This window comes from Vibrio sp. B1FLJ16 (assembly GCF_905175385.1).
In the GTDB taxonomy this organism is placed as follows: Bacteria; Pseudomonadota; Gammaproteobacteria; order Enterobacterales; family Vibrionaceae; genus Vibrio.
This window is the reverse complement of record NZ_HG992749.1, coordinates 2,530,295-2,554,759: the sequence shown is the minus strand read 5'-3', so window position 1 is coordinate 2,554,759 and position 24,465 is coordinate 2,530,295. Positions and strand designations below refer to the sequence as shown.

The following is a 24,465-nucleotide window of genomic DNA, read 5'->3' as shown; positions in this document are numbered from 1 at the left end:
AATGATGACCGCGTTAGCAACGGTGACAGGTGTTCAGCGTCGTGGTAAGCAATATGAGATTGATCTGAGCTGCGAGCAGCAAACCAGTTGTAGCAGCTGCTCATCGCAAAAAAGCTGTGGTACAGGCGTGGTGACTAAAGCCATTGGTAATAAAAGCTTGTCATGGCATTTACGCTCAGATAAATCCGTGCACGTCGGGCAGGTGGTTGAAATCGGTTTTCCAGAATCTAGTCTGATCAAATCCGCCATGGCAGTGTATCTGCTGCCACTAATCGGCTTAATTTTTGGTGCTTTGATTGGTCATTTCGTATTAGCACCTGTTACCGCTGGTGGCGAGGGGATTATCATTCTCGCTTCAGTAATGTTCGCGGCTGCTGGCGTGTGGTTAGCGAAACTTGTTTCACGACCACTGGAAGACGAATCAGAGCGTCAGGTCACACTGATTCGTGTCCTTGGTGATCCCATCCTGTAGCTTACCGATCTTTTGTTAGTAAAGTCGCACTTTAAATTACGTGCGCCCGTTAACGAAATTCGGTAGAATCTGGCAACTTGATTGAAATGCCATCAGATGATGGCTTTCTTACTGTCCCTATTTGTAAAGAGTTAGTCAGCCTAAATCTATGAAGCACATTCGTAACTTTTCGATTATCGCCCACATCGACCATGGTAAGTCGACCCTATCAGACCGTTTAATCCAAGTTTGTGGAGGGTTGAGCGATCGTGAAATGGCCGCACAGGTTCTGGATTCTATGGATCTTGAACGTGAGCGTGGTATCACCATTAAATCTCAGAGTGTGACGCTAAACTACACCGCTAAAGACGGTGAAACATACCAGCTGAACTTCATCGATACTCCGGGACACGTAGACTTTGCATACGAAGTATCACGTTCTCTGGCGGCTTGTGAAGGCGCGCTATTGGTTGTTGACGCAGGTCAGGGTGTAGAAGCGCAGACACTAGCAAACTGTTACACCGCGATCGAAATGGATCTGGAAGTTGTGCCAATCCTGAACAAGATCGACCTGCCAGCTGCTGATCCAGAACGTGTTGCTGAAGAAATCGAAGAAATCGTTGGTATCGATGCGATGGAAGCGACCCGATGTTCAGCGAAAACAGGCTTGGGCGTTGAAGACGTACTGGAAAACATTGTATCAGCGATTCCAGCGCCAGAAGGTGATCCAGACGCACCGCTACAAGCACTGATTATCGACTCATGGTTTGATAACTACCTTGGCGTAGTTTCTTTAGTGCGAATCAAAAACGGTTCACTGAAGAAGAACGACAAGATCAAAGTAATGAGCACTGGTCAAACTTGGGGTGTAGACCGTTTGGGTATCTTCACACCTAAGCAAGTAGATACAGATGTTCTGAATACTGGCGAAGTAGGCTGGGTGGTTTGTGGTATTAAAGACATTCTCGGCGCGCCAGTAGGTGATACGCTGACATTGGCGAAAAACGGCAGTGATAAGCCACTACCAGGCTTTAAGAAAGTTAAACCTCAGGTATACGCGGGTTTGTTCCCAGTATCATCTGATGACTACGAAAACTTCCGTGATGCTCTAGGTAAACTAAGCCTGAATGATGCCTCATTGTTCTACGAGCCAGAAAACTCGGCAGCACTAGGCTTTGGTTTCCGCTGTGGCTTCCTTGGTATGCTGCACATGGAAATCATCCAGGAGCGTCTTGAGCGTGAATACGATCTAGACCTAATTACTACGGCACCGACGGTAGTATATGAAGTGGAGCAAACGGACGGCACACTTCTGTATGTGGACAGCCCGGCTAAGTTGCCTGCGGTAAACGATATTGAAGAAATTCGTGAGCCAATTGCACGTTGTAACATCCTGGTACCAGCAGATTACCTAGGTAACGTAATCACACTGTGTGTGGAGAAGCGTGGTCTTCAGGTTGATATGGTTTACCACGGTAACCAGGTGGCAGTAACTTACGATATTCCAATGGCAGAAGTAGTACTCGATTTCTTCGATCGTCTGAAGTCAACTTCTCGTGGTTACGCGTCTCTGGATTACAACTTCCAGCGTTTTGAAGCATCAAACATGGTTCGTGTTGATGTTCTTCTAAACGGCGACAAAGTGGATGCTCTAGCGCTGATCACTCACAAAGACCAGTCTCAGACGCGTGGTCGTCAGCTAGTTGAGAAGATGAAAGAGTTCATCCCTCGTCAGATGTTCGATATTGCGATTCAGGCGGCGATCGGTAACCACATCATCGCGCGTTCAACGGTTAAACAGTTACGTAAGAACGTAATCGCGAAATGTTACGGTGGTGACGTGAGCCGTAAGAAGAAACTTCTGAAGAAACAGAAAGAAGGTAAGAAACGTATGAAGCAGATTGGTAACGTAGAACTGCCTCAAGAAGCGTTCTTGGCTATTCTTCACGTAGGCAAAGACTAGAATTGAACTTTGTTCCATTCTCGTTGGTCATAAGACGTTAGTATTGATATAAGTGAAAGAGTTAGCGCTCTTTCACTTTCGCATTTTTAGATAAGGGAATTTAATGGCGAATACATTCTCACTGATTCTGGTTATCGTGACCCTGGTAACTGGTGTAGTTTGGCTACTGGAAAAGCTGGTGTTTGCGAAAAAACGTCAGGAAAAAGTCGCAGAGATTCAAGCTCAAACAACTAATGGTCTAGATGCAGTTACGCTACAAAAAGTGGAACGCCAGCCATGGTGGATTGAAAACAGCGTCTCTATCTTTCCGGTGATCGCGTTTGTACTCGTATTGCGCTCTTTTATCTACGAACCGTTTCAGATTCCGTCAGGCTCAATGATGCCTACTTTACTGGTCGGAGATTTCATTCTGGTAGAAAAATATGCTTACGGCATAAAAGATCCGGTATGGCGCACTGAGCTGGTAGAAACAGGCAAACCAGAACGCGGCGATATCGTTGTGTTTAAGTATCCACCTCATCCTAGCATTGACTACATTAAGCGCGTTGTTGGTCTGCCGGGTGATATTGTGCGTTATTCAGATGACAAGCAGTTGTGTGTTCAAAGCAAAGGTGACTCCGGCTGTAAGCCAGTTAAACTGAGTAATGTCGAAGAGAGTCAGTTTGTCTCAAATGGTGTCCCGATGATCCAGATGGATGAAAAACTGGGTGCTGTTGAACATAATATTCTGGTAAATCCGTTGGTTCGCAATCATGTGCAGCAATACTTTCCGCGTAGCGGCACAACAGAATGGGTTGTACCACAAGGTCAGTACTTTGTGATGGGGGATAACCGTGACAATAGTGCAGACAGCCGATACTGGGGCTTTGTCCCAGAAGCAAATTTAGTTGGCAAAGCAGTCGCCATCTGGATCAGCTTCGAGTTTGAACGTGGCGCAGATAGCGTTCTACCTTCATGGATCCCGACTGGTGTTCGTTTTAATCGCATCGGTGGTATTCACTAACTTCTCATCATAGTTGGAGTCGCCTAGCTGCAACTCCAACTAATAGAGAAATAAACATAAATATCGAGAGAGTATGAATTCTCCAATTGATAAACTAGAGCGTAAACTCGGCTACCAGTTTCAGGATGCCGAGCTTATAAACCTAGCGCTGACTCACCGCAGCGCTCACAGTAAGCATAACGAACGTCTTGAGTTTCTGGGCGATTCAATTTTAAGTTTTGTCATCGCTGATGATCTGTACCATCGTTTTCCAAAAGTAAACGAAGGTGACATGAGCCGTATGCGCGCTACCTTAGTACGCGGACACACATTGGCGGAGCTGGGTCGTGAATTCGATCTGGGAGATTATTTAAAATTAGGTCCAGGTGAATTGAAGAGTGGTGGCTTTCGCCGTGACTCTATTCTTGCCGATGCGGTAGAAGCCATTATTGGTGCAATTTACCTGGATAGTGATATTGAAGCAGTGCGTGGCATTGTACTGAGTTGGTACGAGTCACGTCTTGAAGCCATTAAACCTGGTGTATCACAGAAAGACCCAAAAACTCGCCTCCAAGAGTTCCTGCAAGGCAGAAGAAAACCTCTGCCAGTTTACACAGTGACTAATATTAAAGGTGAAGCACACAACCAAGAGTTTACGGTTGAGTGTGAAGTTGCAGGTGTGGAAAAACCTGTAATCGGTAAAGGCACCAGCCGCCGCAAGGCAGAACAGGCGGCAGCTGAAACAGCACTAGAGCAATTAACTAATGGCTGATAACGAATTCGATATTGATGCATTTTTTGCGTCACACGGTGAAGTTAGCTCACCGGAAAACCAACATTGTGGCTTTATTGCCATTGTTGGTCGTCCAAATGTAGGTAAGTCGACCCTTCTGAACAAAATCTTAGGTCAGAAGATTTCGATCACGTCACGTAAGCCACAAACGACTCGTCACCGCATCATGGGTGTAGACACCGATGGTGATTACCAGGCGATTTACGTTGATACTCCTGGACTTCACATCGAAGAGAAGCGAGCTATCAACCGTTTGATGAACCGAGCAGCAAATTCATCTTTGAGTGATGTGAATTTAGTGTTCTTCTTGGTCGATGGTACGCATTGGACTAAAGATGATGAGATGGTACTGACCAAGCTTCAGAAGTCCAACTTCCCAGTCGTGCTTTGTGTAAACAAAGTCGACAACGTACAAGACCGTAATGAAGTAATGATGCACATGGCTGACATGTCTAAGAAAATGGACTTTGTCGACGTTGTGCCAATCTCGGCTAAGCAAGGTAAAAACATCGATGTGCTGCGTAAGCACGTTCGTGATCACTTGCCAAAAGCCACACACCACTTCCCGGAAGAGTATGTGACAGACCGTTCACAACGCTTTATGGCGTCAGAGATTGTTCGTGAAAAGCTCATGCGTTTCACTGGTGATGAACTGCCTTACTCAGTTACGGTAGAGATTGAACGCTTTGATTACAATCCGGATACCGACGGTTTCCATATCAATGCCCTGATTCTTGTTGAACGTAATGGTCAGAAGAAAATGGTGATTGGTAAAGGCGGCGAAAAGATCAAAACTATCGGTCGTGAAGCACGTCTGGATATGGAAGAGCTCTTTGGTCGCAAAGTTTACCTGGAGACCTGGGTTAAAGTGAAATCTGGTTGGGCTGATGATGAGCGCGCTCTGCGTTCACTTGGTTACATCGACGATCTATAACTACTTGGCGAAGACACTTCGCTCCAGCATTGATTCGAATAGGGAGCCTTTGGGCTCCTTATTTTTTACCACTTAGTATTTCGACTTTTAGGCACACCGAATTAGATGAGCAACCTCTCTTCTGAAGGCTTCCAGCGCTGCTTTGTTTTACATCGAAGACCTTACAGTGAATCGAGTTTAATCCTTGATGTTTTCAGTGAGGAATACGGACGTATCACGCTAATGGCTAAAGGCGCGCGCAGTAAACGTTCCAACCTGAAAGGGGCGCTGCAGCCGTTCACGCCTTTATTACTTAAGTGGTCAGGCAAAGGTTCCATGAAAACATTACGGCAGGCAGAACCAATCAGCCTGGGATTGCCGTTAAGCGGAATCAATCTTTATTCAGCGATGTACGTTAATGAGTTGATTGGGCGCGTACTGATGGCAGAGGTGCCAATGCCAGCCCTGTTTCATGATTATCTTCATGCATTAACCGAACTTGCTCAGTGTGACAATCCAGAGCCAGCGCTGCGCCGGTTTGAGCTGGCTTTACTTTCTTCAATGGGGTACGGCGTCGACTTTATGCACTGTGCCGGGACAGGTGAGCCAGTCGAAGCGGACATGACCTATCGTTACCGCGAACAGAAGGGGTTCATTGCTTCAGTAAGACGCGATAACCTGACATTTTTAGGTAATGAGCTGATTGCCATCAGTGAGCGGCGCTTCGTCACTAAAGAGCAGCTAAAAGCCGCAAAACGCTTTACACGTATAGCCTTAAAGCCGTATCTTGGCGGCAAACCTTTAAAAAGTCGTGAATTATTTATTCACATACCGAGAGCACGGAGTAACGGAAAATGAGCTCAATCTATTTAGGCGTTAATATCGATCATATTGCTACTTTACGTAATGCGCGTGGCACTAAATACCCGGATCCTGTTCATGCTGCTGAAATAGCAGAGCGCGCGGGCGCAGATGGTATCACCATCCACTTGCGTGAAGACCGTCGCCATATTCTAGACCGTGATGTACGTATTCTGCGTGAAACTATTCAGACGCGTATGAATCTGGAGATGGCGGTAACAGATGAAATGGTTGAGATTGCTCTGAAAACCAAGCCGGAGTTCGTTTGTTTAGTGCCGGAGAAGCGCGAAGAGCTGACGACAGAGGGCGGTCTGGATGTGGTTGGCCAGCTTGATAAAGTAAAAGCAGCGACACAGAAGCTAACCGAAGCAGGTATTAAGGTATCTCTGTTTATTGATGCAGACCGTCAGCAGATTGATGCAGCACTGCAATGTGGCGCGCCATATATTGAGCTCCACACTGGTCACTATGCGGATGCAACAACAGAAGAAGAACAGCAGGCTGAGCTAAAGAAAATCGCAGCAGGTGCAAGCTACGCTGATGGCCTGGGAATTATTGTCAATGCCGGGCATGGTCTGACTTACCACAACGTTGCGTCTATTGCGGCACTGCCAGAAATTTATGAACTGAACATTGGCCACTCAATCATCGGCCGCGCGGTCTTCGACGGCTTAGAAAAAGCCGTAGCTGACATGAAAGCCCTGATGATTGAAGCGCGTAAATAATCCGGCATTATTAATGGCCATTTTAGGTTTAGGTACGGATATTGCGGAGATTGAGCGTATTGAACAGGCGCTTTCTCGCACTGGTGAAGCGTTTGCAGAGCGTATTCTCTGTGAAGAAGAGATGCTCAAGTTTGCTCAGTTAAAACAAAAAGGCCGTTATCTCGCTAAGCGATTTGCGGTAAAAGAAGCCGCATCTAAAGCATTGGGAACGGGTATTGCGAAAGGTGTTACCTTTCACGACTTTTGTGTCGATAACGATGAGCGGGGTAAGCCGGTACTTACTCTGTCTGGTGTTGCTCAGCAGTTGGCGCAGGGCATTGGTGTGAACAACATTCACCTTTCAATATCAGATGAGCGTCACTACGCTGTTGCGACGGTGATTCTGGAGTCCTGAATGACTTGCGGGTAGATAGCCTACAAAAAACAAATAGCAAAAAGCCAGAGCAAACGCTCTGGCTTTTAAGTCTTAATTTACTGTTCAAGATAGAGCTTTGCGGTTGTAGTAACCTTAATCATCTCATCCTGCAGCTCAAACATTTCCGGTTCAATATCTTCAAGGCTGGCATCGGAACGTAAAGCCTGCTCCAGTGTCGCGCACAGCGATTTTAATCTTGGTACACCACAATAGGAGCTGCTGCCATGCAGTTTGTGGATGACGTGAATTAACTCTTCACGTGAGTAGTTCTCTTCTTCCAGAGCATTGGCGACGACGGCATCGACTTCCGGGATATACTCAATCAACATGCGTAGCATATCTTTGGCTAAGTCTTCCTTGTTTGCACTCTGTTTTAATGCGGCTCCCCAGTCGATAATTACATCCTGATGAGCACTTTCTGCGGTATTGTCTGCTTCACTCTCAGGTTCATCGACGTAAGATGGCGCGACTTTACCAATGCTTTCGGCGCAGGCATTCGGGTTCCAGTGAACCAAAACCTGTTGCAGTATGTGTTCTTCAATTGGCTTGGTCAGGTAATCATCCATGCCCGCCGCGAGCAGACGATCGCGTTCACCCGCCATCGCGTGTGCGGTTACCGCAATTACCGGCGTATCTCTATTAAGTTCAATCTGTTTGATGTGCTTACACGCTGTCACGCCATCCATATGTGGCATCTGAATGTCCATGAAGATCATGTCGTATTTCTTCTCGGTTGCCAGATTCACCGCTTGTTGACCGTTACTGCATGCTGTCACTGTTTTAACCCGCTCCTTGAGCAGAGCTGCAATCAGCTTCAGGTTAGCTGGGTTATCGTCGACAGCTAATACGTGCAATGGTAAACGCTCTTCCGCTATGGTCGGGATTGGCGCTGCCAGAGGCTGAGGCGATTCTACATGCTCACTGATCAGGCTCTGTAGTAATCGGCGTCGCGACAGAGGCTTGGTCAGACATTGGATGTGATGCTCTGTCATTATTTGATCGGCTAGTGCCAGCTCAGTACTTGGCGTACCCATGATTACGCTTGGCGCCATCTGTTTTGCTTGCTCTATCCATACTGCCACAGACTGCTCATCATAAGTCTGGTTTGCAGCCAGGTTCAGCAACACGTAATCGTAGTGCTCATCTCCTTCTGGCAGAGATGAACGGTAGGTAACCAGCATGCCTTCCTGACTTAGGATCTGCTGAGTTACGGAGGCCGCCTGCATGTTTGGCTCGACTAACAGCAGCTGTTTACCCATAAGCAGCTCAATCTCGATAAGGTCGCTCATCGGCATATCTGTTGAGTTGAGGCGCAGAGTAAACCAGAAGGTGGAACCCTGGTGAAGACGACTAGTCAGACTGATCTCTCCGCCCATCTGGCTCACCAGTTTCTGGGTAATGACCAGACCAAGACCTGTCCCGCCGTAGCGGCGTGAGATGCTTGCATCAGCCTGGCTAAACGCCTGGAACAGCTGTGCTTGCTGACGCTCTGAGATACCAATCCCCGTATCGCGCACCATAAATTGCAGTTCGACCGAGTCACCAGCCTGAGAACGCATTTCGACACTGATGTCGATGTTGCCACGTTCGGTAAACTTGATTGAGTTACCGACCAGGTTCGTCAGTACTTGTTGGATACGCAATGGGTCGCCTATCAGGCCTGATGGAATTTTAGGGTCAACTTTGAGTGTAATTTCCAATCCTTTCTCATGCGCGCTGGTGGCCTGAAGGCTGATGACCTCTTCCAAGCTTTCGCGGAAATCAAATGGAATGTTTTCCAGTGCCAGTTTACCCGCTTCCAGTTTCGAGAAATCGAGGATGTCATTGATAATATTCAGCAGGTTATTGGCCGACTTTTCAATCGTCTGCAGATAATCCGTCTGACTGTTCGATAACTGGGTTTTCAGCATCTGGCGCGTAAAGCCTATTACTCCGTTCAGTGGTGTTCTTAGTTCGTGCGACATGTTGGCCAGGAATTCAGACTTCACACGAGCCGCTTCTTGTGCCCGCTTCTTAGCGATATCCAACTCAACGTTCTGAATTTCCAACTGTTCTAAGGTCTCGCGCAGATCTGAGGTTGCCTGGTCGATACTGTGCTGCATCTCTACGTGGTACTCCGACAAAGAGATAGCCATTGCGTTGATACCGTTTTTCAGCTGATCAAGTTCACCATGCATTTTTCCTTCAATACGAACGTCCAAATGACCGCGTCGAATGCGATCCACGACGTTTTTCATGTGCGTGATTGGCTGAGTGACATCATGCATTAAACGGGAAGCAAACACGCTGGCAAGACCGAGGCCTAAAATCAGCACCAAAAATGCCGAGAAGACTTCTTGGTATTGCTGAAGACGCAGAGACGACAGATCCAGTTCAACGGCAATGTAGCCGATGGCTCTGGTTGCCTGACTTTTATTGGAGAGATCGGTCAGGTATTGGCCTTCAGATAAAACAGGCACACGCAGGATCAGATAATTATCGTAAAGCTCTGAACTTCCCAGTTGTGGAATAGGATTATCTTTAGGAAACATCAGAGTTTCGAAGTTGGGATGAAAGTTTGAGGTAACGAATAGCTCGTGGTTAGAATCAAACACGGCAATGCTTCGAACCAGTTTAGAGTTTTTGCGGTGAGCATAGCTGACAAGACGACGAACGGCTTCCCGACTTTCTGTCAGTAAGTAAGATTCGCTGGCGATGGCTAAGGGCTCAATGATGCTATTGCCAGTGGTGATGACTTGTTTCTCTAGATCCTGATAGCGGTTAAATGAGAAAAAGCCGCTCAGTAATAAGCCAATAATGAGAGTGGGAGCGAGAGTCAGTGTTATTACACGTGCTCGTAAGCCATATCTGGTCATGTTTTCTATTATCTAATTACATCGGAGTCTGGATATGGGAAAATAACGCATAATTTCTCAAGAGTAGACATATTGCCTTGAGTAAAGGTGACGTTACCGGATGAATGGTAAGCATAATAAAGTCACTCGATTCACACAACGGCTGCAATCAATAATAGTGAAGCCGCAGAGCAATAAGACACAAATCAGGCACAGATCATGGCACGCATCTTCCAACCTAAAAAGAAAACCCAACTCAACACTCGTCACCAGTCGGTGCAGGTTGAACGTTTGGATCATCACGGCGCAGGTATCGCTTACCTGAACAAAAAGCCGCTATTTATTGAGGGCGCTTTGCCGGGTGAAGAGGTAGTGACTCAGTTAGTGGAAGAAAAAAGTAAGTTTGCCCGCGGCAAGCTGATTAAGATTTTGCAGCCGAGTGATAAACGCGTTGAACCATTCTGTCCTCATTACCATGAGTGCGGTGGATGTGATTTACAGCATCTGGATTATGACCAACAATTGACGCACAAACAGCAGACCCTGCGTCAGCTTATGCGAAAATTTGCCGGTAGTGATATTGATCTTGATGCCCCAATTTTAGGTGAGCAGCTAGGCTACCGTCGCCGTGCCCGGGTCAGTTTGTTTGTCGACAAAAAAACGCGTCATTTGAATTTTGGTTTCCGTAAAAAGCAAAGTAAGCAAATCGCTCAAGTGACCGATTGTCCGGTTTTAGCGCCCCAGCTGAATGTGTTGCTTCCGGAAATTTACGCGGTTCTGCAAAATTTTAAAAAGCCTGAACAGCTCGGCCATGTTGAGCTGGTACTGGGTGATAACGGCCCGTGCATTACGCTGCGACACATGAGTAAATTGGCTGACGACGAAGTGGAGGCGTTGGTTGAGCTTGCCAAGCGCCACAATGCGGCATTGTACCTGATGCCAGAAACCGACCAATTGGACTTAGTGGAAGGTGAAACACCGTTCTATCAGGAAACTGGCGTGAAAGTGCCATTCACACCGAATAACTTTATCCAGGTCAACCAGGCGGTAAATCAAAAAATGGTTGCGCAGGCAATGGCGTGGCTAGACCCGCAGGAGAATGATCGAGTGTTAGATCTGTTCTGTGGTCTTGGTAACTTTAGTTTACCGATAGCGAAGGCAGTAAAACAGGTGGTGGGAGTGGAAGGTGTGGCGGAGATGGTAGAAAAAGCCACAAATAACGCATCATTGAACCAAATCAATAACGCGCAGTTTTATCACGCTAACCTTGAGCAGGACTTTAAAGGTCAGACTTGGGCGGAGCAAAAATTTGATAAAATCCTACTCGATCCTGCTCGTGCCGGCGCAAGTGGGATCATCGATCAAGTATCAGCTCTGGGTGCTGAGCGCGTGGTTTACGTTTCTTGTAATCCTGCTACCCTTGCAAGGGACAGTCAGAGCTTAATAGAACAAGGCTACCAATTAACCAAATTAGGCATGCTGGATATGTTCCCGCATACCAGCCATTTAGAATCAATGGCCTTGTTTGAAAAGTCCTCATAAAACAGGCATCGACCCTTACTTGTGGTGGGGTCAAAAAGTCAGCAAACAGTAATGACTTAAGAACTAATCTGAACGTTGTTAGTCGAACCACACGAATATAATAATTAGGACGCTGAGATGGTTGCGGTAAGAAGCGCGCATTTAAATCAAAATGAACAGTTTGAACTCGAGCAATGGGTGGCTAGCCTAGGGCAAGAGAAAAACACAGCAAAACGCTTGATTGAGGTATACAAAGACTGCCAGACGATTTTGGCAGGGAATGAACAAGCGGAACTACTGCTGTGGCGTGGACGAGAGATGATCGAAATTCTGATCACCTTGTCTATGGATAAAGCTACATTAGTAGCGGCTCAACTGTTTCCATTGGTTTCAAGCGGCGCTTTCAAAAGAGAGTTGTTTGAAGAGAAGTACAGCAAAGAGATTGTAAAGCTGATTGATGGTGTTGAAGAAATGGCCGCCATCGGCCAACTCAATGTCACTATGGAAGGCGGCGCGGCATCGTCTCAGGTAGACAATGTGCGTCGTATGTTGCTGGCTATGGTTGATGACTTTCGTTGCGTGGTTATCAAACTGGCAGAACGCATCTGCAATCTGATAGAAGTAAAAAAAAGCGCCGGATGAAATCCGTCGAGCCGCTGCTAAAGAGTGCGCCAACATTTATGCGCCACTGGCCAACCGACTAGGTATCGGTCAGTTAAAGTGGGAAATCGAAGATTATGCGTTTCGCTACCAGCAGCCAGAAACCTACAAGCAAATAGCCAAGCAGCTGTCTGAACGCCGCATCGTTCGCGAGCAGTACATCAAAGACTTTGTCGATGACCTCACAGAGGAGATGAAAGTCTGCGGTATCAATGCGGAAGTGAGTGGCCGTCCAAAGCACATTTACAGTATCTGGCGCAAAATGCAGAAGAAGAGTCTGGCGTTTGATGAGCTGTTTGACGTCCGAGCTGTCCGTATCATCGCTGATAAACTGCAGGACTGTTACGCGGCCTTAGGTGTTGTGCATACCAAATACAAGCATCTGCCGAGTGAATTTGATGACTACGTAGCAAACCCGAAACCAAACGGATACCAGTCCATTCATACCGTTATCCTAGGCCCTGAAGGGAAAACCATCGAGATCCAAATCCGAACTAAGCAAATGCATGAAGAGTCGGAATTGGGTGTGGCTGCGCACTGGAAGTATAAAGAAGGTACGAGTGCACGCAGTGGATACGATGAGAAAATTACCTGGCTACGTAAGCTGCTGGATTGGCAAGAAGAGATGTCCGATTCTGGCGAGATGCTGGATGAGCTTCGTAGTCAAGTCTTCGATGACCGCGTCTATGCGTTTACGCCGCGTGGTGATGTCGTCGATCTGCCAATGGGCGCAACGCCGCTGGATTTTGCTTACCACATTCACTCCGAAGTAGGTCACCGCTGTATCGGTGCCAAAGTCGGAGGCCGAATTGTGCCGTTTACCCATAAGTTGCACATGGGCGATCAGGTCGAAATCATCACTTGTAAAGAGCCAAACCCATCTCGAGATTGGCTAAACCCATCGTTGGGCTTCGTTCATTCTGGTCGTGCCCGAGCAAAAATTAACGCTTGGTTCCGTAAACAGAGTCGTGAGAAGAACTTAGAAGCCGGGCGTGAAATCCTGGAGCACGAACTGGTAAAAATCGGTGCGACGTTAAAAGATGCTGAGCGTTATGCGCTTAAGCGATTCAACGTAAAATCACCAGATGAGCTTTATGTCGGTGTTGGTAGCGGCGATTTACGTATCAACCAGATCATTAATCATATTAATGCACTGGTAAACAAGCCAACCGCAGAAGAAGAAGACCAGCAAGCCCTGGAGAAGCTTCAAGAAGCAGAACATAAAGCGCCAGCTCAAAGTCGACCAAAGAAAGACGCAGTAGTTGTAGAAGGCGTCGATAACCTGATGACACACCTTGCGCGTTGTTGTCAGCCAATCCCTGGTGATGATATCTCAGGGTATATCACTCAAGGTCGTGGTATTTCCGTTCACCGAAGTGATTGTGAGCAGTTAGAAGAGCTGCGTCACCATGCACCGGAACGCATCATTGATACAGTATGGGGAAGCGGCTTTGTAGGCTCATACATTCTTACCGTACGAGTCGAAGCGATGGAGCGCAGCGGTCTGCTGAAAGACATCACCACGCTGTTCGCTAACGAGAAAATCAAAGTTACCAGCATGAAGAGCCGTGTCGATTACCGTCGTCAGCTCGCCATCATGGACTTTGATCTCGAAGTGACCAATATAGAAGTGCTTTCTCGCGTGTCGAAACGGGTTGAGCAGATAAAAGATGTCATGACGGTGAAACGCCTCGGCTAAAACTCTCTTCATAGTTATCGTTGTAGCGTTGTTGACTGCACGCACTCCGGAGTGCCGGCTCAGGCTCATCACATGGTGAACCATGCTCAGGAGTCGCGAAAACTTGTTGCCTTGTCAAAGTAACAATTACTTAGTGAAAGCTGCTGAGAAAATATAATGTAGAAGGTGAGTGGTTTTGGCTGCTCACCTTTTTCTTTAGATAAAAAGGTTTAAAAGAAGAAAGTATGAATCATCCAATTGAACAGCTTGAAGCCATCATGGCGCAATTGCGTGACCCAGAAGGTGGGTGTCCGTGGGATTTGAAGCAGAGCTTCGATACTATTGTTCCGCATACGATAGAAGAAACCTACGAAGTCGTGGATGCGATTCAGAATCGTGATTGGCCAAATCTGAAAGAAGAGTTGGGTGATTTGTTGTTTCAGGTGATTTTCTACAGCCAGTTAGCGAAAGAGCAGGGACTGTTTGAGTTTTCTGATGTGGTAGAAACGGTGAATGAAAAGCTGACTCGCCGCCATCCGCATGTTTTTTCTGATGTTGAGTTTGAATCTGACGCTGAAATCAACGCGAACTGGGAAGCGGAAAAAGCGAAAGAAAAAGCGCAAGTAGGCAAACAAGAGGAAAGTATCCTAGACTCAATACCAAACTCTTTGCCGGCGCTTTCGCGTGCTACAAAGATACAGAAAAAATGTGCCAAATATGGTTTTGACTGGGATTCGCTCGGGCCGGTAGTAGGAAAGGTTCGTGAAGAGATTGACGAAGTCATGGAAGAGGCTCTGCAAATTGATCCTGATGAAGAAAAAGTAGAGCTAGAGCTGGGTGATTTGCTGTTTGCCACCGTTAACTTAGCTCGTCATCTCGGCAAAGATCCCGAGGTTGCATTAGGTAAAGCGAACTTGAAGTTTGCCAGACGCTTTAAGCAAGTAGAGGTGAAGGTGACGCAATCAGGGAGGGGTTTAAAAGACTGCTCGTTAACTGAACTTGACAAGTTTTGGGATGAAGTAAAAACAGAAGAGTGAAAGTGGGATACATGCGCTTAAGGCTGTTTTGGGGCAAGTTTGACTCAGGACAGTACTAGACACTTTAGTTTCTCTCTGTCCACTTTGATTTGAAGCAAAAAATAAAAAATTACTGTGTGATAGATTTCACGTTGTGGCGGTAAGGAGCTTCTGGTATATTTACGTCCCGTCCAGAACACTCCATTTCCCTCATTCAACCAATTTCAGGTTAAACATGACGACAAATTACATTTTTGTTACTGGCGGGGTTGTATCCTCTCTAGGTAAAGGTATTGCAGCAGCATCTCTTGCGGCTATTCTAGAAGCTCGTGGTCTTAAAGTGACTATGATGAAGCTTGACCCTTACATCAACGTTGATCCGGGCACAATGAGCCCAACTCAGCACGGTGAAGTGTTTGTTACAGAAGACGGTGCAGAGACTGACCTTGACCTTGGTCACTACGAGCGTTTTATCCGCACTAAGATGACTAAGCGTAACAACTTCACTGCAGGTCGTGTTTATGCCGACGTACTTCGTAAAGAACGTCGTGGTGACTACCTAGGCGCAACTATTCAGGTTATTCCTCACATTACTAACGCAATCAAAGATCGCGTAATCGCTGGTTCTGAAGGCCACGATGTTGCTATCGTTGAAGTTGGCGGTACAGTAGGTGATATTGAATCATTACCGTTTATGGAAGCTATCCGTCAGCTAGCGGTAGAGCTTGGCCGTGAGCGTGCAATGTTCATGCACCTTACTTTGGTTCCTTACCTAGCAGCTGCCGGCGAAGTTAAAACTAAGCCTACTCAGCACTCTGTAAAAGAGTTGCTATCTATCGGTATCCAGCCAGATATTCTAGTTTGCCGTAGCGATCGTATGATCCCAGCAAATGAGCGTAAGAAAATCGCACTGTTCTGTAATGTCCCTGAGAAAGCAGTAATTTCAATGAAGGACGTAGACTCGATCTACAAGATCCCTCAGCTGGTGAAATCTCAAGGCCTGGATGACCTGGTATGTGCACGTTTCGGTATTGATGCTCCAGAAGCTAACCTTTCTGAATGGGAACAGGTTATTTACGAAGAAGCAAATCCAACAGGTGACGTCACTATCGGTATGGTAGGTAAGTACATCGAATTACCAGATGCTTACAAATCGGTAAACGAAGCACTTAAACATGCGGGCTTGAAAAACCGCCTGAACGTAACCATTAAGTATGTAGATTCACAAGATATTGAAACCAAAGGCGTAGAGCTTCTGGAAGGCCTGGATGCTATTCTGGTTCCTGGTGGTTTCGGTGACCGCGGTGTTGAAGGCAAAATCCGTGCAGCTCAATATGCACGTGAGAACAAAGTGCCTTACCTAGGTATCTGTCTTGGTATGCAAGTTGCCCTAATCGAATACGCGCGTAACGTTGCGGGTATGGAAGGCGCACATTCAACAGAATTTAACAAAGAAACTAAGTACCCTGTGGTAGGTTTGATCACAGAGTGGGTAGACGAAACAGGTAACGTTGAAGAGCGTACTGAAACGTCTGACCTTGGTGGTACTATGCGTCTTGGTTCACAGCTTTGTCACTTAGAGAAAGGTACCAAAGCGCGCGAACTATACGGTAGCGCGACGATCCACGAACGTCACCGTCACCGTTACGAAGTGAATAACGTACTTCGTCCGCAAATTGAAAAAGCAGGTCTGAAAGTTTCTGGTCTGTCTGCGGATAAGAAGCTGGTGGAAATGATTGAGAACCCTGAGCACCCATGGTTTGTTGCGGCTCAGTTCCACCCAGAATTTACATCGACGCCTCGCGATGGTCACCCATTGTTTGCAGGCTTCGTTAAAGCTGCGGGTCAATACTCTCGCGGTGAGTTTGAGAAGTAAGTAAGGGATACGGGCGGCTGCGAAGGTTGTGCTGCTGCCCTTGAAAATTGACATTTATATTTGAAACGAGAGGAAACATTAATGTCTAAGATCGTTAAAGTTCTAGGTCGTGAAATCATCGACTCACGTGGTAACCCAACAGTAGAAGCTGAAGTACACCTAGAAGGCGGTTTCGTAGGTATGGCAGCAGCTCCATCTGGTGCTTCTACTGGTTCTCGCGAAGCTCTTGAGCTACGTGACGGTGACAAAGCACGTTTCCTAGGTAAAGGTGTTCTTAAAGCAGTTGAAGCTGTAAATGGCGCAATCGCTGAAGCTCTAGTTGGCAAAGATGCTAAAGACCAAGCTGCAATTGACGCAGTTATGATCGAACTAGACGGTACTGAAAACAAATCTAAATTCGGTGCTAACGCTATCCTAGCTGTTTCTCTAGCAAACGCTAAAGCTGCTGCTGCAGCTAAAGGCATGCCTCTATACGAGCACATTGCTGAGCTAAACGGCACTCCAGGTCAATTCTCTATGCCTCTACCAATGATGAACATCATCAACGGTGGTGAGCACGCAGACAACAACGTTGACATCCAAGAGTTCATGATCCAACCAGTTGGCGCTAAGACTCTTAAAGAAGGTCTACGTATCGGTGCTGAAGTATTCCACAACCTAGCTAAAGTTCTTAAGTCTAAAGGCTACAGCACTGCAGTTGGTGACGAAGGTGGTTTCGCTCCTAACCTTAAATCTAACGCTGAAGCTCTAGAAGTTATCGCAGAAGCTGTTGCAGCTGCGGGTTACGAACTAGGTAAAGACGTTACTCTAGCTATGGACTGTGCAGCATCTGAGTTCTTCGACAAAGAAGCTGGCATCTACAACATGAAAGGCGAAGGTAAAACTTTCACTTCTGAAGAGTTCAACCACTACCTAGCTGAGCTAGCTAACCAATTCCCAATCGTTTCTATCGAAGATGGTCTAGACGAGTCTGATTGGACTGGCTTCAAGCACCAGACTGAACTACTAGGTGACAAGCTTCAACTAGTAGGTGACGACCTATTCGTTACTAACACTAAGATCCTTGCTGAAGGTATCGAGAAAGGCGTAGCTAACTCTATCCTTATCAAGTTCAACCAAATCGGTTCTCTAACTGAGACTCTAGCTGCAATCAAGATGGCTAAAGACGCAGGTTACACAGCAGTAATCTCTCACCGTTCTGGCGAAACTGAAGATGCAACTATCGCTGACCTAGCGGTAGGTACAGCTGCAGGTCAAATCAAGACTGGTTCTATGAGCCGTTCTGACCGTGTTGCTAAGTACAACCAGCTAATCCGTATCGAGGAAGCTCTAGGTGAGCGCGCTCCTTTCAACGGTCTAAAAGAAGTTAAAGGCCAAGCTTAATTCTTATTGAATTAGTTTAGCTAAATAGCTTTTTGAAACCCTCGCTACGGCGGGGGTTTTTTATGTTTGAACGTTTTGATTCGGTGAGGTCTTTTTATCTGACTCTCGTTATTACCAAGGTGATGGAGGACGGGTAAGGAATCTCTTGTTTCATGTGAGGAGTTAGTGAGTCTTCCTTTCTGCGCTAGAGGCAATCCCGCATTTATGCTATATATGGCATCTTATTTAATTCCTTTCCGGTACAGAATGTTAGCAACGATATGCGAATCTTTGTCATAGCCCTCACCTTACTGTTTGGCTTACTTCAATACACTCTATGGTTCGGTAAGAATGGTGTATCTGATTTCTATGCCGTAGAAGATGAAATTGATGCTCAGCAACAAGTGAACAGCAAGCTGCAAGCCCGAAACAATGAGATGTTTGCTGAAATTGACGACTTAAGACAAGGTATTGACGCCATTGAAGAAAGAGCACGCCATGAGCTTGGCTTAGTCAGAGATGGTGAGACTTTCTACCGAATTATTGGTGAGGATAATCAGTAACATGTTGGATACTGTCCAGTTTCATATCGCTATTGTGCCTGCAGCAGGTATTGGTAGCCGGATGAAAGCCGATCGTCCCAAGCAATATTTATTGATCGATGGTAAGGCGGTTTTAGAGCATACCGTGGAGAAACTCCTTTCCCATCCTAATATCTCTAAAGTAGTGGTGTCGGTAACAGAAGGTGATCCTTACTTCCCTGAGTTAGCCATCGCAAGTCATCCCGATGTGATTCGGGTTGCTGGTGGTAAAGAAAGAGCAGATTCGGTTCTTTCAGGGCTAAACTATGTAAGTGCGCATTTTACCAGTGAGTGGGTGCTGGTCCACGATGCTGCAAGACCTTGTGTATCTTTAAGCGATATTGATTGTTTGATTGATGTTTGTGTCTCTCATCCAACTGGGGGCATTCTTGCTTCTCCGGTAAGAGACACGATGAAACGTGCTAATTCAGTACAGAATATTGATCATACGGTTGAAAGAGAAGCATTGTGGCATGCACTAACCCCGCAGATGTTTAAAACTCAGCAGTTAACACGAGCTCTGGCAGACGCACTGCAACAAGGTATCGCTATCACTGATGAAGCGTCTGCTTTGGAGTGGCTGGGAGAAACCCCTGCTTTAGTTCAGGGTGATGCAAGCAACATAAAAATTACTCAACCAGAGGATCTCGCGTTAGCCGAGTTTTATTTAAGCCGTGAGCGCGGCGCGTAAGAGGATATAAAATGATTCGAATTGGTCACGGTTTTGACGTACATAAATTTGGTGGTGAAGGCCCGGTTATTATCGGCGGAGTTGCTGTGCCTTATGAACAGGGGCTGATTGCTCACTCTGATGGTGATGTGGCTCTGCATGCCTTAAGTGATGCGTTGCTTGGTGCTATTGCTGCGGGCGATATCGGACGCCACTTTCCTGATACTGATGATAAATGGAAAGGAGCAGACAGCCGCGAATTACTGAAAGATGTTTACCGCCGAGTGAAAGAACAAGGTTATCGGCTCGGTAATGCTGATATCACCATCATGGCGCAAGCACCGAAAATGGCACCGCACATTGAAGCGATGTGTGCAGTGATCGCTCAAGATCTTGAAACCGATATCAGTAATATCAACGTGAAAGCGACCACAACAGAGCGCCTTGGCTTCACCGGACGCAAAGAGGGTATTGCTTCAGAAGCGGTCGTACTTTTGTTTAAGCAATAACGAGTAACTTGCTCCCTAATGTTGTGAGAGCAGCGGAAATAAATCATGTCAGACATTTTATCTTCATTGGCGTACCTAACGGGTAAGCCAGTGGCATCAGCAAAAATTAAAGCGAAGCCTGAGCATTTTCAGGTGAGTGAAGATCTCGGCTTTTCCTTTACGGGGGAAGGTGAGCACTTGATGGTGCGTATTCGCAAAACAGGTGAAAACACCAGCTTTGTTGCCAACGAGTTAGCCAAAGCATGTGGTGTCAAATCTAAAGATGTAAGCTGGGCTGGCTTAAAAGACCGTCATGCTGTGACTGAACAGTGGCTGAGTGTTCATTTACCGAAAGGTGATACACCTGATTTGAGTGACTTTTTGACTCAGTATCCGAGTATTGAGATTTTGGCGACCGATCGACACAACAAAAAGTTACGTCCTGGTGACTTAGTCGGGAACGAGTTTGTCGTCACTCTGTCTGAAGTAACAGATATCGCAGATGTAGAGCAACGTCTTGAAAAGCTGAAACAAACTGGTGTGCCAAACTATTTTGGTAGCCAGCGTTTCGGTAACGATGGTAATAACCTGGAAGAAGCGCGTCGCTGGGGGCGCGAAAATGTACGCACCCGTAACCAAAACAAGCGCAGTTTGTATCTTTCTGCTGCACGTTCGTGGATTTTTAACCGCATCGTATCTGCTCGTTTGGAACAGGGGGTATTCGACAAGTTTATTGTCGGCGATATTGCACAAACGTCCGCAGGTAGTGTGACAGTGGATGCAAGTAACCTTAGTGAAGTGCAAGCTCAGTTTGTCAACGGAAAGGCGTCCATTACGGCTGCATTAGCTGGCGATAATGCCTTACCTACGCAAGCTGAAGCCTTGGTTTTAGAGCAACCTTTCCTGGATGAAGAGCCTGACTTGATGGCGCTTATCTGTGGTAACCGCATGCGTCATGACCGACGTAGTATTGCCCTGAAGCCACAAGATCTCGCTTGGAGTGTTGAAGGTGACAATATTACGCTGACTTTCTCATTAGATGCCGGTTCTTTTGCGACATCTATTATCCGAGAGCTGGTCAATGAGGTAAAAGTTGAAAGAGAGTACTAATGGAACTAGATTCACCAACTGAAAAGGCACTGCGAATTCTTATTAGTAATGATGATGGTGTGTACGCTCAGGGAATTCACGCCCTTGCTGATGAATTGAGAGACATTGCTGAAGTGACCATTGTTGCTCCGGACAGAAACCGTTCCGGGGCGTCAAATTCACTTACGTTAGAACAGCCACTTCGTGTAACCGAGATTGCACCAAACATCTATTCAGTGCAGGGAACACCGACGGATTGTGTTCACTTCGCCCTAAATGAGCTGATGAAAGATGATCTGCCGGATCTGGTTCTGACAGGTATCAATCATGGTGCTAATTTGGGTGATGACGTACTTTACTCAGGTACAGTAGCGGCGGCAATGGAAGGGCACTTTCTTGGTGTTCAGTCTGTTGCATTCTCGCTGGTTGGAAAGCGCCATTTTGAATCAGCGGCAAAGATTGCCCGTAAGCTGGTAGAACAACATTTAGCTATGCCGATTCCAACCAACCGTTTATTGAACGTTAACGTACCGGATTTACCGTTAGAAACATTAGTTAATTCAGAAACACTAGGCGAAATCGAAGTGACTCGTCTAGGTGCTCGGCATCATGCTGAGAATATGATTAAGCAGAAAGATCCTCGAGGTCATGATATTTACTGGTTAGGTCCCCCGGGCAAAGAGCAAGATGCAGGTGAAGGTACTGATTTTTATGCCATAGAACACGGCAGGGTCTCTGTTACTCCGTTACAGGTTGATCTCACCGCCCATGAGTCTCTTCGTGCTATGGACAGTTGGCTGAAGGAGGATAAGTCATGAGTAATCCGCATGCTGATCAGCTAATTGCATTTCTTTCCTCCAGTGGCATCACAGACCAGCGAGTTTTAGAGGCTATTCATAACTTGCCAAGAGAACGTTTTGTCTCACAAGCAATGATGCACCAAGCCTACGACAACAATGCGCTACCAATTGGTCAGGGACAAACAATTTCTCAGCCTTACATAGTAGCGCGCATGACAGAGTTATTAGAGTTGGAGCGCACGAGTAATGTATTAGAAATTGGTACAGGCTCTGGTTACCAGACAGCAGTGTTGGCGCAAATTGTTGATCATGTCTGTTCCGTTGAACGCATTAAATCTCTGCAATGGGAAGCGAAGCGTCGTTTAAAACAGCTTGATATTTATAACGTGTCGACCAAACATGGCGATGGCTGGCTTGGTTGGGAAAGCAAAGGTCCGTTTGACGCCATTATCGTTACCGCTGCCGCAGAAGTGGTTCCCCAGGCACTTCTGGCACAACTAAAAGATGGCGGTAAAATGGTTATTCCGGTTGGTGGAACTGAACAACAACTTTTAAAAATTGAACGTAAAGGCGATGAGTTCCTTTCCACTGTTGTGGAAATGGTGCGATTCGTACCTTTGGTCGCAGGTGACTTAGCGTAAGGGTTCAGGAACGGTGAGTAAGTTATTACGTCATATTGGTATTAGCTCTATGTTAGCTGCAGGCCTTATCGGCTGTGCGGCTCACTCGCCAGCACCTGTATCCAGCTTAAATAAGGATTACTCAAACGTAGAAAGAGGGAGCTATAGAGGGAGTTACTACGAAGTAAAGAAAGGAGATACTCTTTATTTTATAGCATACGTCACAGATAAGGATGTAAAAGATATCGTCCGTTACAATGAGCTCTCTCTGCCTTACACCATCTACCCTGGACAGCGTCTAAAACTTTGGGCTCCGAAATATATTGCCCCTAAGTACGGCCAGAAAGTAGAACCCGTTATAGTACCGATAGTTGCGAAGACAACCCCGCCAGTGTCTAAAATATCAACAGTATCCAAGCCTGCAACTTCAAGTAAAAACTCTAGTAAAAAAGTAGTACCAGCCACGCCTAAAGTAGTACAAAAACAGCCTCCCAATAAGGTTGAACAATCGAAAACAAAGGAGTATGTTGGTTCGAAAGTTAACCAGAAAGCGACTAAAAAAACGCCAGTGGCAACTTCAGCAACAACGTCAAAAAGCGATAAAGTGTCGAAGTGGTTATGGCCAACAAAAGGGAGAGTAATCAAGAACTTCTCAGCGGGAGAACAGGGAAATAAAGGTATTGACATTGCAGGACAGCGAGGTCAGCCAGTCGTTTCAACCGCATCCGGCACAGTTGTATATTCGGGTAATGCGCTACGAGGTTATGGCAACCTAGTTATAGTGAAACATAACGACAATTATTTAAGCGCATACGCACATAACGACAAGCTGCTGGTATCAGAAGGACAGAGTGTGACAAGCGGGCAGAAAATCGCAACTATGGGTAGTTCCGGTGCTAAATCCGTCAAGCTGCACTTTGAAATTCGCTACCAAGGTAAATCAGTGAATCCGAAACGCTATTTACCGTAAACTTTGAAAACTTGCGAAACCATTTAGCGACATATATCAGTTGTCATGTCTTGCTAACTCGCCAGGGGGAGGCGTTATGAGTATCAGCAACACAGTCACCAAAGTTGAAGAGTTTGATTTTGACGACGAGTCAGTGAAGACCGTAGAAAATGAACTCGACAAATCATCTACAGAAAGCAAAACTGCTGCACGTGAGGAGTTCGATGCAAGCAGTAAGAGTTTAGATGCAACACAATTGTATTTAGGCGAAATTGGCTTTTCACCTCTACTTACCGCTGAAGAAGAAGTACTGTATGCACGCCGTGCTCTTCGAGGCGATGAAGCCGCTCGTAAGCGCATGATCGAAAGTAACCTTCGTTTGGTTGTAAAGATCTCTCGCCGTTACAGTAACCGTGGTTTGGCTCTGCTGGATCTTATTGAAGAGGGCAATTTAGGGCTGATCCGTGCGGTTGAGAAATTTGATCCGGAACGTGGATTCCGATTCTCTACTTATGCAACTTGGTGGATCCGTCAAACGATCGAGCGTGCTTTAATGAACCAAACCCGTACGATTCGTCTGCCGATTCATGTAGTGAAAGAGCTTAACATCTATCTGCGTACTGCGCGCGAACTCTCTCAGAAGCTCGACCATGAACCAACAGCTGAAGAGATTGCAGCACAGCTGGATATCCCGGTGGAGGACGTAAGTAAAATGCTTCGTCTGAACGAGCGTATCAGCTCTGTCGACACCCCGATAGGCGGTGATGGTGAAAAAGCACTTCTCGACATTATTCCTGATGCCAACAATTCAGATCCTGAAGTATCAACTCAAGATGATGATATTCGATCGTCTCTGATTCATTGGCTTGAAGAGCTGAATCCAAAACAGAAAGAGGTATTAGCTCGTCGTTTTGGGCTTCTTGGCTATGAGCCGTCGACATTGGAAGAAGTTGGGCGTGAAATCGGGTTAACCCGAGAGCGTGTTCGCCAGATTCAGGTGGAAGGTTTGCGTCGTCTACGTGAAGTACTGATTAAACAAGGTTTGAATATGGAGAACCTGTTTAACGTCGAAGATGATTAATCAGCACTGATTATAAAGAGAAAAGGCTATGGGTAACCATAGCCTTTTTGCGTTTTAAGCCAGTCAGCGAAGCTCTTTTAGCGCCTAACTGCGTTAAAATCACCGCAATAGACTTGCTATTGACTTGTGATTTTGCC

The 24,465-nt window shown here is 46.3% G+C and carries 21 protein-coding genes and 1 pseudogene; 21 read left to right on the top strand and 1 reads right to left on the bottom strand.

The genetic code is table 11. From position 1 onward, the window contains the following. The first annotated feature begins 1 nt into the window (after position 1). The 8 genes from KHN79_RS11590 (at position 2) to acpS (ending at position 7,082) form a co-directional block, all read left to right on the top strand. Positions 2 to 472 carry a SoxR reducing system RseC family protein gene (locus tag KHN79_RS11590; protein WP_182011206.1) on the top strand — a complete coding sequence of 157 codons (471 nt, stop codon included), beginning with the start codon at positions 2 to 4 and terminating at the stop codon, positions 470 to 472. A 148-nt stretch (positions 473 to 620) separates the two neighbouring features. Further along, entirely contained in the window at positions 621 to 2,414 is a 1,794-nt protein-coding gene (lepA, locus tag KHN79_RS11585; RefSeq protein ID WP_182011207.1) for a translation elongation factor 4, read from the top strand. A gap of 103 nt (positions 2,415 to 2,517) precedes the next feature. Then, a complete protein-coding gene (gene lepB / locus KHN79_RS11580) occupies positions 2,518 to 3,417 on the top strand; it encodes a signal peptidase I (protein ID WP_140121414.1) in 900 nt (299 codons plus the stop codon). A gap of 73 nt (positions 3,418 to 3,490) precedes the next feature. Further along, positions 3,491 to 4,168, top strand: coding sequence for a ribonuclease III (gene rnc, locus KHN79_RS11575; RefSeq protein WP_140121412.1), 678 nt, complete (start codon positions 3,491 to 3,493; stop codon positions 4,166 to 4,168). Then, positions 4,161 to 5,123, top strand: a complete 963-nt coding sequence (era, locus tag KHN79_RS11570; RefSeq protein ID WP_182011208.1) for a GTPase Era — start codon at positions 4,161 to 4,163, stop codon at positions 5,121 to 5,123. The genes rnc and era overlap by 8 nt, the downstream gene beginning before the upstream one ends. 105 nt (positions 5,124 to 5,228) lie before the next feature. Continuing rightward, a complete protein-coding gene (gene recO / locus KHN79_RS11565) occupies positions 5,229 to 5,960 on the top strand; it encodes a DNA repair protein RecO (protein WP_182011209.1) in 732 nt (243 codons plus the stop codon). After that, complete coding sequence (pdxJ, locus tag KHN79_RS11560) at positions 5,957 to 6,688, top strand: pyridoxine 5'-phosphate synthase (RefSeq protein WP_182011210.1); 732 nt, start codon at positions 5,957 to 5,959, stop codon at positions 6,686 to 6,688. Before recO ends, pdxJ begins: the two co-directional genes overlap by 4 nt. Before the next feature lie 13 nt (positions 6,689 to 6,701). Further along, positions 6,702 to 7,082, top strand: a complete 381-nt coding sequence (gene acpS, locus KHN79_RS11555) for a holo-ACP synthase (protein ID WP_182011211.1) — start codon at positions 6,702 to 6,704, stop codon at positions 7,080 to 7,082. A 77-nt stretch (positions 7,083 to 7,159) separates the two neighbouring features. On the opposite strand, the gene barA is transcribed toward acpS, so the two are convergent. Then, positions 7,160 to 9,958, bottom strand: a complete 2,799-nt coding sequence (barA, locus tag KHN79_RS11550; RefSeq protein ID WP_182011212.1) for a two-component sensor histidine kinase BarA — start codon at positions 9,956 to 9,958, stop codon at positions 7,160 to 7,162. Between the two features lie 198 nt (positions 9,959 to 10,156). On the opposite strand from barA, the gene rlmD reads away from it, so the two are divergent. The 13 genes and pseudogenes from rlmD to rpoS all read left to right on the top strand — a co-directional run bounded on the left by rlmD (position 10,157) and on the right by rpoS (position 24,328). Further along, a complete protein-coding gene (rlmD, locus tag KHN79_RS11545) occupies positions 10,157 to 11,479 on the top strand; it encodes a 23S rRNA (uracil(1939)-C(5))-methyltransferase RlmD (RefSeq protein ID WP_182011213.1) in 1,323 nt (440 codons plus the stop codon). A 117-nt stretch (positions 11,480 to 11,596) separates the two neighbouring features. Then, positions 11,597 to 13,817: pseudogene (gene relA, locus KHN79_RS11540) on the top strand (GTP diphosphokinase). Positions 13,818 to 14,041: 224 nt separating this feature from the next. Further along, the gene (mazG, locus tag KHN79_RS11535) at positions 14,042 to 14,833 is read left to right on the top strand and encodes a nucleoside triphosphate pyrophosphohydrolase (RefSeq protein WP_182011214.1); all 792 of its coding nucleotides are present in this window, start codon (positions 14,042 to 14,044) and stop codon (positions 14,831 to 14,833) included. Positions 14,834 to 15,047: 214 nt separating this feature from the next. After that, the gene (locus tag KHN79_RS11530) at positions 15,048 to 16,688 is read left to right on the top strand and encodes a CTP synthase (protein ID WP_182011215.1); all 1,641 of its coding nucleotides are present in this window, start codon (positions 15,048 to 15,050) and stop codon (positions 16,686 to 16,688) included. Between the two features lie 81 nt (positions 16,689 to 16,769). Further along, complete coding sequence (eno, locus tag KHN79_RS11525) at positions 16,770 to 18,071, top strand: phosphopyruvate hydratase (RefSeq protein ID WP_014232985.1); 1,302 nt, start codon at positions 16,770 to 16,772, stop codon at positions 18,069 to 18,071. A gap of 260 nt (positions 18,072 to 18,331) precedes the next feature. After that, positions 18,332 to 18,613 carry a cell division protein FtsB gene (ftsB, locus tag KHN79_RS11520; protein ID WP_182011216.1) on the top strand — a complete coding sequence of 94 codons (282 nt, stop codon included), beginning with the start codon at positions 18,332 to 18,334 and terminating at the stop codon, positions 18,611 to 18,613. 1 nt (position 18,614) lies between these two features. Further along, positions 18,615 to 19,322 carry a 2-C-methyl-D-erythritol 4-phosphate cytidylyltransferase gene (gene ispD, locus KHN79_RS11515; protein WP_182011217.1) on the top strand — a complete coding sequence of 236 codons (708 nt, stop codon included), beginning with the start codon at positions 18,615 to 18,617 and terminating at the stop codon, positions 19,320 to 19,322. Between the two features lie 11 nt (positions 19,323 to 19,333). Then, positions 19,334 to 19,810 carry a 2-C-methyl-D-erythritol 2,4-cyclodiphosphate synthase gene (gene ispF, locus KHN79_RS11510; RefSeq protein ID WP_182011218.1) on the top strand — a complete coding sequence of 159 codons (477 nt, stop codon included), beginning with the start codon at positions 19,334 to 19,336 and terminating at the stop codon, positions 19,808 to 19,810. 45 nt (positions 19,811 to 19,855) lie between these two features. Further along, the gene (gene truD / locus KHN79_RS11505) at positions 19,856 to 20,899 is read left to right on the top strand and encodes a tRNA pseudouridine(13) synthase TruD (protein WP_182011219.1); all 1,044 of its coding nucleotides are present in this window, start codon (positions 19,856 to 19,858) and stop codon (positions 20,897 to 20,899) included. Continuing rightward, entirely contained in the window at positions 20,899 to 21,696 is a 798-nt protein-coding gene (gene surE / locus KHN79_RS11500; protein WP_182011220.1) for a 5'/3'-nucleotidase SurE, read from the top strand. Before truD ends, surE begins: the two co-directional genes overlap by 1 nt. Further along, positions 21,693 to 22,319: a protein-L-isoaspartate(D-aspartate) O-methyltransferase gene (locus KHN79_RS11495; RefSeq protein ID WP_182011221.1), complete on the top strand. Its 627-nt coding sequence runs from the start codon at positions 21,693 to 21,695 to the stop codon at positions 22,317 to 22,319. Before surE ends, KHN79_RS11495 begins: the two co-directional genes overlap by 4 nt. Positions 22,320 to 22,368: 49 nt before the next feature. Continuing rightward, a complete protein-coding gene (locus KHN79_RS11490; RefSeq protein ID WP_182011256.1) occupies positions 22,369 to 23,268 on the top strand; it encodes a peptidoglycan DD-metalloendopeptidase family protein in 900 nt (299 codons plus the stop codon). Positions 23,269 to 23,344: 76 nt separating this feature from the next. Then, positions 23,345 to 24,328, top strand: coding sequence for an RNA polymerase sigma factor RpoS (rpoS, locus tag KHN79_RS11485; RefSeq protein WP_182011222.1), 984 nt, complete (start codon positions 23,345 to 23,347; stop codon positions 24,326 to 24,328). The last annotated feature ends 137 nt before the right edge of the window (positions 24,329 to 24,465 follow it).

What these genes read in the sequence shown, in the direction of transcription:
- KHN79_RS11590 (WP_182011206.1), top strand. Translation starts at nt 2, where the DNA reads ATGATGACCGCGTTAGCAACGGTGACAGGTGTTCAGCGTCGTGGTAAG.
- lepA (WP_182011207.1), top strand. Translation starts at nt 621, where the DNA reads ATGAAGCACATTCGTAACTTTTCGATTATCGCCCACATCGACCATGGT.
- lepB (WP_140121414.1), top strand. Translation starts at nt 2,518, where the DNA reads ATGGCGAATACATTCTCACTGATTCTGGTTATCGTGACCCTGGTAACT.
- rnc (WP_140121412.1), top strand. Translation starts at nt 3,491, where the DNA reads ATGAATTCTCCAATTGATAAACTAGAGCGTAAACTCGGCTACCAGTTT.
- era (WP_182011208.1), top strand. Translation starts at nt 4,161, where the DNA reads ATGGCTGATAACGAATTCGATATTGATGCATTTTTTGCGTCACACGGT.
- recO (WP_182011209.1), top strand. Translation starts at nt 5,229, where the DNA reads ATGAGCAACCTCTCTTCTGAAGGCTTCCAGCGCTGCTTTGTTTTACAT.
- pdxJ (WP_182011210.1), top strand. Translation starts at nt 5,957, where the DNA reads ATGAGCTCAATCTATTTAGGCGTTAATATCGATCATATTGCTACTTTA.
- acpS (WP_182011211.1), top strand. Translation starts at nt 6,702, where the DNA reads ATGGCCATTTTAGGTTTAGGTACGGATATTGCGGAGATTGAGCGTATT.
- barA (WP_182011212.1), bottom strand. Translation starts at nt 9,958, where the DNA reads ATGACCAGATATGGCTTACGAGCACGTGTAATAACACTGACTCTCGCT.
- rlmD (WP_182011213.1), top strand. Translation starts at nt 10,157, where the DNA reads ATGGCACGCATCTTCCAACCTAAAAAGAAAACCCAACTCAACACTCGT.
- mazG (WP_182011214.1), top strand. Translation starts at nt 14,042, where the DNA reads ATGAATCATCCAATTGAACAGCTTGAAGCCATCATGGCGCAATTGCGT.
- KHN79_RS11530 (WP_182011215.1), top strand. Translation starts at nt 15,048, where the DNA reads ATGACGACAAATTACATTTTTGTTACTGGCGGGGTTGTATCCTCTCTA.
- eno (WP_014232985.1), top strand. Translation starts at nt 16,770, where the DNA reads ATGTCTAAGATCGTTAAAGTTCTAGGTCGTGAAATCATCGACTCACGT.
- ftsB (WP_182011216.1), top strand. Translation starts at nt 18,332, where the DNA reads ATGCGAATCTTTGTCATAGCCCTCACCTTACTGTTTGGCTTACTTCAA.
- ispD (WP_182011217.1), top strand. Translation starts at nt 18,615, where the DNA reads ATGTTGGATACTGTCCAGTTTCATATCGCTATTGTGCCTGCAGCAGGT.
- ispF (WP_182011218.1), top strand. Translation starts at nt 19,334, where the DNA reads ATGATTCGAATTGGTCACGGTTTTGACGTACATAAATTTGGTGGTGAA.
- truD (WP_182011219.1), top strand. Translation starts at nt 19,856, where the DNA reads ATGTCAGACATTTTATCTTCATTGGCGTACCTAACGGGTAAGCCAGTG.
- surE (WP_182011220.1), top strand. Translation starts at nt 20,899, where the DNA reads ATGGAACTAGATTCACCAACTGAAAAGGCACTGCGAATTCTTATTAGT.
- KHN79_RS11495 (WP_182011221.1), top strand. Translation starts at nt 21,693, where the DNA reads ATGAGTAATCCGCATGCTGATCAGCTAATTGCATTTCTTTCCTCCAGT.
- KHN79_RS11490 (WP_182011256.1), top strand. Translation starts at nt 22,369, where the DNA reads ATGTTAGCTGCAGGCCTTATCGGCTGTGCGGCTCACTCGCCAGCACCT.
- rpoS (WP_182011222.1), top strand. Translation starts at nt 23,345, where the DNA reads ATGAGTATCAGCAACACAGTCACCAAAGTTGAAGAGTTTGATTTTGAC.